Below are 7128 nucleotides of genomic sequence, written 5' to 3' on the forward strand. Positions count from 1 at the left end.
ACGTCGAGCACATGCCCCCGCAAGAGCTGACGCATCGCCGACGCATGCTTGTCCTCGCCATCTGCTGTATGAGTCTGCTCATCGTCAGCCTCGACAACACCGTTCTGAACGTCGCTCTGCCGACGATGGCGCGGGAGTTCGGCACCAGCATCTCGGGGATGCAGTGGACGATCGACGCGTACACCCTCGTACTCGCCGCGCTCCTCATGCTCGCGGGGTCGACGGCGGACCGGGTCGGGCGGCAGAAGATATTCAAGGTGGGGCTCGTGATCTTCACGGTCGCCTCCGTCGCCTGTTCCCTCGCGCCCAACCTGGAGTCCCTGGTCGCCTTCCGCATGGCCCAGGCCATCGGCGGCTCCATGCTCAACCCGGTCGCGATGTCGATCATCACGAACACCTTCACCGATCCCCGCGAGCGGGCCCGCGCCATCGGCGTCTGGGGCGGTGTCGTCGGCATCTCCATGGCGGCGGGCCCGATCGTGGGCGGTCTCCTCGTCGACTCCGTCGGCTGGCGCTCCATCTTCTGGATCAACCTGCCGGTAGGCCTCGCGGCCCTGCTCCTCACCATCCGGTACGTCCCCGAGTCCCGCGCCCCCAAGCCCCGCCGCCCCGACCCCGTCGGCCAGCTCCTGGTCATCGCGCTGCTCGGCGCCCTGACGTACGCGATCATCGAGGCCCCGACGGCGGGCTGGACGTCGCCGCTGATCATCGCCTTCGCGGGCGTCGCGCTCCTGTCCCTCGCCGGACTGCTCCTCTACGAGCCCCGCCGCCGCGACCCCCTCATCGACCTGCGCTTCTTCGGCTCGGCACCGTTCAGCGGGGCCACGGTGATCGCGGTCTGCGCCTTCGCCGCGCTCGGTGGCTTTCTGTTCCTCTCCACGCTCTACCTCCAGAACGTACGCGGCCTGAACGCCCTGCACGCGGGCGTGTGGATGCTGCCGATGGCGGCGATGACACTGATCTGCGCCCCGCTCTCCGGCCGCCTGGTCGGCAGCCGCGGCCCGCGCCTTCCCCTGCTGATCGCGGGGGTCTCGATGACGGTCTCGGGCGTCCTGTTCGCCGCTTTCGACGCGGAGACCGAGAACACGACGCTCTTCGTCGGATACGTGCTCTTCGGCCTCGGCTTCGGCTTCGTGAACGCCCCCATCACCAACACCGCCGTCTCCGGAATGCCCCGCTCCCAGGCGGGCGTCGCCGCCGCCGTCGCCTCCACGAGCCGCCAGATCGGCCAGACGCTCGGCGTCGCGGTCATCGGCGCGGTCCTGGCCTCCGGGGTCGGATCCTCGTCGTACGCGGCCGCCTTCACCGGCGCGAGCCGCCCCGCCTGGTGGATCATCGCGGGCTGCGGCCTCGCGGTCCTGCTCCTGGGCGCGCTGACCAGCGGCCGCTGGGCGAGGGAAACGGCACGCCGCACGGCCGAGCGCCTCGATCCCGGTACGGAGAACCCGGCAGACCGGCCCAGCACTACTCTCGCGCCATGACCACGACTTGGGACCCCACGGCATCAGGCGTACTGCGACTCCCCTCGGGCCGGCTCATCCGCGGACGCGGCCTGCGGCACCCGCTCCCGGAGGGCGTGACGCCCGACTTCGCGCTGTACCTCCTCGGCAAGGAGCCGCCCGCCGTCGCCTGGGAGTCCCGGTGGCTGCGCTGGCCCGACTTCCGGCTGCCCGCCGACCGCGCGGCAACGGCCGCCGCCCTGCGCGAGGCTTTGGAGCGGTCGCGGACGGAGCGGGTCGAGGTCGCCTGCGGCGGCGGCCAGGGGCGTACGGGGACGGCGCTGGCCTGCATCGCGGTGCTGGACGGGGTGCCGGGCAAGGAAGCGGTCGCGTATGTGCGGGAGCACTACGCGCCGCGGGCCGTGGAGACGCCGTGGCAGCGGAAGTTCGTGCGTCGCTTCGGCTGACACCGGGGGCGGCAGCGTCCCCGTACCGGCGGGGTCAGGCCACCGAGGGATCCACCGTCGCCTGGTGCTCTTCGGCGAGGTGTTCCTCCGCCTTGAGCCAGGGCAGGAACTGAACCCGCTTCCCCCAGCCGCACGTATCGCACCTCAACTGGCGCTGTACGCCCGACTTCTGCACGTGCACGACATGCTCGCGGCCGTGCTGGTCCCATCTGCTGACCTTGCTCGTGGTCATCGAAGGCATGGCGAACAGTGTGCAGCAGAAGCCCCCGGTTCCGAGTGCGGAACCGGGGGCTTCTTTCAACCTTCACTCAGCGAGTGCCCCTGCGGGGGTCGGGCGTCAGCAACCCACCAGGCGCGAGGCGAGGTAGCCCTCGATCTGGTCGAGGGAGACGCGCTCCTGCTTCATCGAGTCGCGCTCGCGCACCGTGACCGCGTTGTCGTCCAGGGTGTCGAAGTCGACCGTCACGCAGTACGGCGTGCCGATCTCGTCCTGGCGGCGGTAGCGGCGGCCGATGGCGCCCGCGTCGTCGAACTCGATGTTCCAGTTCTGGCGAAGGGCGGTCGCAAGGCCCTTGGCCTTCGGCGACAGCTCCGGGTTGCGGGAGAGCGGCAGGACCGCGACCTTCACCGGGGCGATGCGGTGGTCGAAGCGCATGACCGTGCGCTTCTCCAGCTTGCCCTTGGCGTTGGGGGCCTCGTCCTCGATGTACGAGTCGAGGAGGAACGCCAGCATGGTGCGGCCGACGCCCGCCGCGGGCTCGATGACGTACGGAGTCCAGCGCTCGCCGGCCTCCTGGTCGAAGTAGGACAGGTCCTGGCCCGAGGCCTTGGAGTGCGCGGAGAGGTCGTAGTCCGTGCGGTTGGCGACGCCCTCGAGCTCGCCCCACTCGCTGCCGCCGAAGCGGAAGCGGTACTCGATGTCAGCGGTGCGCTTGGAGTAGTGGGAGAGCTTCTCCTTCGGGTGCTCGAACCACCGCATGTTCTCCTCGCGCAGGCCCAGGCCGGTGTACCAGTTCCAGCGCTGCTCCATCCAGTACTCCTGCCACTTCTCGTCCTCGCCCGGCTTGACGAAGAACTCCATCTCCATCTGCTCGAACTCGCGGGTCCGGAAGATGAAGTTGCCGGGCGTGATCTCGTTGCGGAAGGACTTGCCCATCTGCGCGATGCCGAACGGCGGCTTCTTGCGCGAAGTCTGCTGGACCTGGCCGAAGTTGGTGAAGATGCCCTGCGCGGTCTCGGGACGGAGGTAGGCGACGGAGCCGCTGTCCTGCGTCGGGCCGAGGTGCGTGGAGAGCATGCCCGAGAACTGCTTGGGCTCGGTGAACTGGCCCTTGGTACCGCAGTTGGGGCAGTTGACCTCGGCGAGGCTCTCCGGCGGGCGGCCGTGCTTGGCCTCGTAGGCCTCTTCCAGGTGGTCGGCGCGGTGGCGCTTGTGACAGGAGAGGCACTCGGTCAACGGGTCGGAGAACGTGGCGACGTGACCCGAGGCCTGCCAGACCTCCGTGGCCAGGATCACCGACGAGTCGATGCCGACGACGTCCTCACGCGAAGTGACCATGTAACGCCACCACTGGCGCTTGAGGTTCTCCTTGAGCTCGACGCCGAGCGGCCCGTAATCCCAGGCGGCGCGCTGGCCGCCATAGATCTCACTGCACGGGTAAACAAAGCCACGGCGCTTGCTCAGGCTGACGATGCTGTCGATCTTGTCGGCGGCCACGGTGCTCTCTTCATTACGACGGTGGGCGAAGCGAATGACTCAGGTTACCGGCGGCATTACCCCCGTAATCAAATCGGTTCCGGTCGGGCTCCCCCGCGGACCTCCGGGCGGGCTCCCCCGGGGACCGCTAGTTGACAATCGTTTCCAGATTTGTTGAAAATGAGTGTCATGAACGTACGTCGCCTCATACCCACCGCCGCCGTCGCATCCGCCACGGTTCTGGGCCTCACGGCCCTCTCCGCCTGCTCCTCTTCCAGCGCCGCGGACAAGAACGGCGACGGCAAGCTGAACGTGACGGCGTCGTTCTACCCCATGCAGTACCTCGCGCAGGAGATCGGCGGCGAGCACGTCTCCGTCGACACCCTGACCAAGCCGGGCGTCGAGCCGCACGACCTGGAGCTCAGCCCGAAGCAGACCGCCTTCCTCGGCGAATCGGACTTCATCCTCTACCTCAAGGGCATCCAGCCCGCCGTCGACGACGCCATCGGCCAGTCCGGCGTGAAGAACACCGTGGATGCCGCGACCCTCACCAAGCTGGAGAAGCACGGCTCGGGGGTCGGCCACGACCACGGCCACGACGAGGGCGACGAGCACGCCGAAGAGGAAGAGCACGGCCACGAGAGCGAAGCCGGCGCCGACCCGCACATCTGGCTCGACCCGGTGAAGTACGCCGAGGTCGCCGAGGGCGTCGGCAAGGCCCTCGAAAAGGCCGACCCCGACCACGCGGCGGACTACAAGAAGAACACGAAGGCCCTGGTCAAGAAGTTGGACGGGCTGAACACGAAGTTCGAGGACGGGCTGAAGAACACCAAGTCCAAGACCTTCATCACCACGCACTCCGCCTTCGGCTACCTCGCCGAGCGCTACGGCCTTGAGCAGGAGAGCATCGCCGGCGTCGACCCCGAGTCGGACCCGAGCCCCGCCCGCATCAAGGAGCTCCAGGACATCGCCAAGGAGGACAAGGTCTCCACGGTGTTCTTCGAGACCCTGGCGAGCGACAAGACCGCCAAGACCCTCGCGAACGACGCGGGCCTCAAGACGGACGTCCTCGACCCCCTCGAGGGAATTACGGACAAGTCCAAGGGCGATGACTACATCGGGGTCATGGAGTCCAACCTTGCCGCGCTCCAGAAGGCTCTCGGCGCGAAGTGACACGAAGTGATGTGAAGTGAACGCACGGCAAGCAGCATCGGAGGCGCACGCCATGGAAGCCACGGGCACAGCGGGGACCGCCCCGCCCGTCATATCCGTGCGGGCGGCCACGGCCACCCTCGGCGCGCGCCCCGTGCTGCGCGGCATCGACCTCACCGTCAAGCCCGGTGAGGTCGTCGCCCTGCTCGGCGCGAACGGCTCGGGCAAGTCCACCGCCGTGCGCTCCGTGATCGGCCAAGTCCCGCTCACCGGCGGCGACATAAGCCTCTTCGGCACCCCCCTGAAGCGCTTCCGCCAGTGGGCCCGCATCGGCTACGTCCCGCAGCGCACCACGGCCGCGAGCGGCGTCCCCGCGACGATCCGCGAGGTCGTCTCGTCGGGCCGCCTCTCGCGCACGAAGCTGTCGAAGCTGGGCTGGGCGACGAAGGCGGACCGCGCGGCGGTCGACCGGGCCATCGGGCTCGTCGGCCTCGCCGACCGCGCCAAGGACTCCGTGAGCGCCCTCTCCGGCGGCCAGCACCAGCGCGTGCTCATCGCCCGCGCGCTCGCCTCCGAGCCCGAACTGCTGATCATGGACGAGCCCATGGCGGGCGTCGACCTGGCGAGCCAGGAGATCCTCGCGCAGACCCTGCGCGAGCAAGTCGCGGCCGGTACGACGGTACTGCTCGTGCTGCACGAGCTCGGCGCCCTGGAGCCGCTTATCGACCGCGCGATCGTCCTGCGCGACGGCTGCGTGACCCACGACGGGCCGCCGCCCAAGGCGACGGGACAGCACGCGCTGCCCGGCCACGACCACGTACATCCGCACTCGGCCGACGAGCCGATCCGCACGGGACTGCTGACCTGATCATGGAAATCTTCCAGACCGAATTCATGCAGCGGGCGCTGATCGCCGCCGTCCTCGTCGGCATCACGGCCCCCGCCATCGGCATCTACCTCGTCCAGCGCCGCCAGGCCCTGATGGGCGACGGCATCGGCCACATCGCCATGACGGGCGTCGGCCTCGGCTTCCTGCTCAACTCCAGCCCCGTGTGGATGGCCACGCTCGTCTCCATCGTCGGCGCGGTGACCATGGAGCTGATCAGGGCGTACGGCAAGACGCGCGGCGACATCGCCCTCGCGATGCTGTTCTACGGCGGCATGGCGGGCGGTGTCCTGCTGATCAACCTCTCGGACACCGGCTCGAACGCGAACCTCTCCTCGTACCTCTTCGGCTCGCTCTCCACGGTCTCGGACTCCGACGTCACGGCGATCTGCCTGCTCGCGGCGTTTGTGGTCCTCGTCACGGTCGGCCTGCGCAAGCAGCTGTTCGCCGTGAGCCAGGACGAGGAGTTCGCCCGGGTGACGGGGCTTCCGGTGCGCGCCCTGAACCTCCTCATCGCGGTCACGGCCGCGGTGACGGTCACCGTCGCGATGCGTGTCGTGGGCCTGCTCCTGGTGAGCGCGCTGATGGTGGTGCCGGTCGCGGCGGCCCAGCAGATCACCCGCTCGTTCAAGGTGACGTTCGTCCTGTCCGTGGTCATCGGCACCGCCGTGACCCTCTCCGGGACGATCACTTCGTACTACCAGGACGTGCCGCCCGGAGCGACCATCGTCCTGCTGGCGATCGGCGTCTTCGTCGTCCTGACGGCGCTCGCGACCCCGCTGGCCAGGCGCCGGGCCCGGGCCGTGGCCGCCGCCGACGCGACCTGCACGGCGGACGTTCCCGCCGCGCGGCGCCCGGCGGACGAGGTCACCGTCTGAGAGCGAGCTGGCACAATGGCCCCACGGGATATGACAGATGTGCGGGCGATCGTGCGAGTTATCAGTTGAGGAGGCACCTGTGACAACAGCTGCGGGACCCCCGGTACGAGGCCGATCCACCCGGCAGCGCGCCGCGGTGGCGGCGGCCCTGGGCGAGGTGGACGAGTTCCGCAGTGCGCAGGACCTGCACGACATGCTCAAGCACAAAGGCGATTCGGTGGGCCTGACGACGGTCTACCGCACGCTCCAGTCCCTCGCCGACGCGGGCGAGGTCGACGTGCTCCGCACCGACGAGGGCGAGTCGGTCTACCGCCGCTGCTCCACCGGCGACCACCACCATCACCTGGTCTGCCGGGTGTGCGGCAAGGCGGTCGAGGTCGAGGGCCCGGCGGTCGAGAAGTGGGCCGAGGCGATCGCCTCCGAGCACGGGTACGTGAACGTGGCGCACACGGTCGAGATCTTCGGCACGTGCGCGGAGTGCGCGCAGAAGTAGACCTGAACGCGTTGTGGGGCCGCCCCCCAGCCGGGGGGGGGCCCCCACAGGGTCTTATAAACAAAAACCCGCCCACCCGACAGTTGGACCACGCGGATTGCGGCGTGGGGTTGGAAA

The 7128-nt window shown here is 69.1% G+C and carries 8 protein-coding genes; 6 read left to right on the top strand and 2 right to left on the bottom strand.

The window, feature by feature from the left end:
• The first annotated feature begins 11 nt into the window (after positions 1-11).
• On the top strand, positions 12-1481 hold the full coding sequence (locus tag ACQKIP_RS34720) for an MFS transporter (protein WP_365857972.1): 1470 nt from the start codon (positions 12-14) through the stop codon (positions 1479-1481).
• Entirely contained in the window at positions 1478-1906 is a 429-nt protein-coding gene (locus ACQKIP_RS34725) for a protein-tyrosine phosphatase family protein (RefSeq protein WP_365857970.1), read from the top strand. Before ACQKIP_RS34720 ends, ACQKIP_RS34725 begins: the two co-directional genes overlap by 4 nt.
• Before the next feature lie 34 nt (positions 1907-1940).
• Here the strand turns inward: ACQKIP_RS34725 and ACQKIP_RS34730 are convergent, their stop codons facing one another.
• A complete protein-coding gene (locus ACQKIP_RS34730; protein ID WP_365857968.1) occupies positions 1941-2147 on the bottom strand; it encodes a hypothetical protein in 207 nt (68 codons plus the stop codon).
• A gap of 96 nt (positions 2148-2243) precedes the next feature.
• The gene (locus tag ACQKIP_RS34735; RefSeq protein ID WP_365857966.1) at positions 2244-3623 is read right to left on the bottom strand and encodes a glycine--tRNA ligase; all 1380 of its coding nucleotides are present in this window, start codon (positions 3621-3623) and stop codon (positions 2244-2246) included.
• A gap of 168 nt (positions 3624-3791) precedes the next feature.
• Between ACQKIP_RS34735 and ACQKIP_RS34740 the strand changes: the two genes are divergently transcribed.
• From ACQKIP_RS34740 to ACQKIP_RS34755, 4 genes are read left to right on the top strand one after another with little or no spacing between them, the layout of a single operon-like run.
• Positions 3792-4775 (top strand): metal ABC transporter substrate-binding protein, encoded by a 984-nt coding sequence (locus ACQKIP_RS34740; protein WP_365857964.1) that lies wholly within the window; start codon positions 3792-3794, stop codon positions 4773-4775.
• A 52-nt stretch (positions 4776-4827) separates the two neighbouring features.
• Positions 4828-5622 carry a metal ABC transporter ATP-binding protein gene (locus ACQKIP_RS34745; RefSeq protein ID WP_365857962.1) on the top strand — a complete coding sequence of 265 codons (795 nt, stop codon included), beginning with the start codon at positions 4828-4830 and terminating at the stop codon, positions 5620-5622.
• A 2-nt stretch (positions 5623-5624) separates the two neighbouring features.
• Positions 5625-6518, top strand: a complete 894-nt coding sequence (locus ACQKIP_RS34750) for a metal ABC transporter permease (protein WP_365857960.1) — start codon at positions 5625-5627, stop codon at positions 6516-6518.
• 37 nt (positions 6519-6555) lie between these two features.
• On the top strand, positions 6556-7011 hold the full coding sequence (locus tag ACQKIP_RS34755; protein WP_365857958.1) for a Fur family transcriptional regulator: 456 nt from the start codon (positions 6556-6558) through the stop codon (positions 7009-7011).
• Positions 7012-7128: the final 117 nt, after the last annotated feature.

It is taken from the genome of Streptomyces sp. NPDC059900 (assembly GCF_050270335.1).
In the GTDB taxonomy this organism is placed as follows: domain Bacteria; phylum Actinomycetota; class Actinomycetes; order Streptomycetales; family Streptomycetaceae; genus Streptomyces.

What these genes read in the sequence shown, in the direction of transcription:
- ACQKIP_RS34740 (WP_365857964.1), top strand. Translation starts at nt 3,792, where the DNA reads ATGAACGTACGTCGCCTCATACCCACCGCCGCCGTCGCATCCGCCACG.
- ACQKIP_RS34730 (WP_365857968.1), bottom strand. Translation starts at nt 2,147, where the DNA reads ATGCCTTCGATGACCACGAGCAAGGTCAGCAGATGGGACCAGCACGGC.
- ACQKIP_RS34750 (WP_365857960.1), top strand. Translation starts at nt 5,625, where the DNA reads ATGGAAATCTTCCAGACCGAATTCATGCAGCGGGCGCTGATCGCCGCC.
- ACQKIP_RS34745 (WP_365857962.1), top strand. Translation starts at nt 4,828, where the DNA reads ATGGAAGCCACGGGCACAGCGGGGACCGCCCCGCCCGTCATATCCGTG.
- ACQKIP_RS34755 (WP_365857958.1), top strand. Translation starts at nt 6,556, where the DNA reads ATGTGCGGGCGATCGTGCGAGTTATCAGTTGAGGAGGCACCTGTGACA.
- ACQKIP_RS34720 (WP_365857972.1), top strand. Translation starts at nt 12, where the DNA reads ATGCCCCCGCAAGAGCTGACGCATCGCCGACGCATGCTTGTCCTCGCC.
- ACQKIP_RS34725 (WP_365857970.1), top strand. Translation starts at nt 1,478, where the DNA reads ATGACCACGACTTGGGACCCCACGGCATCAGGCGTACTGCGACTCCCC.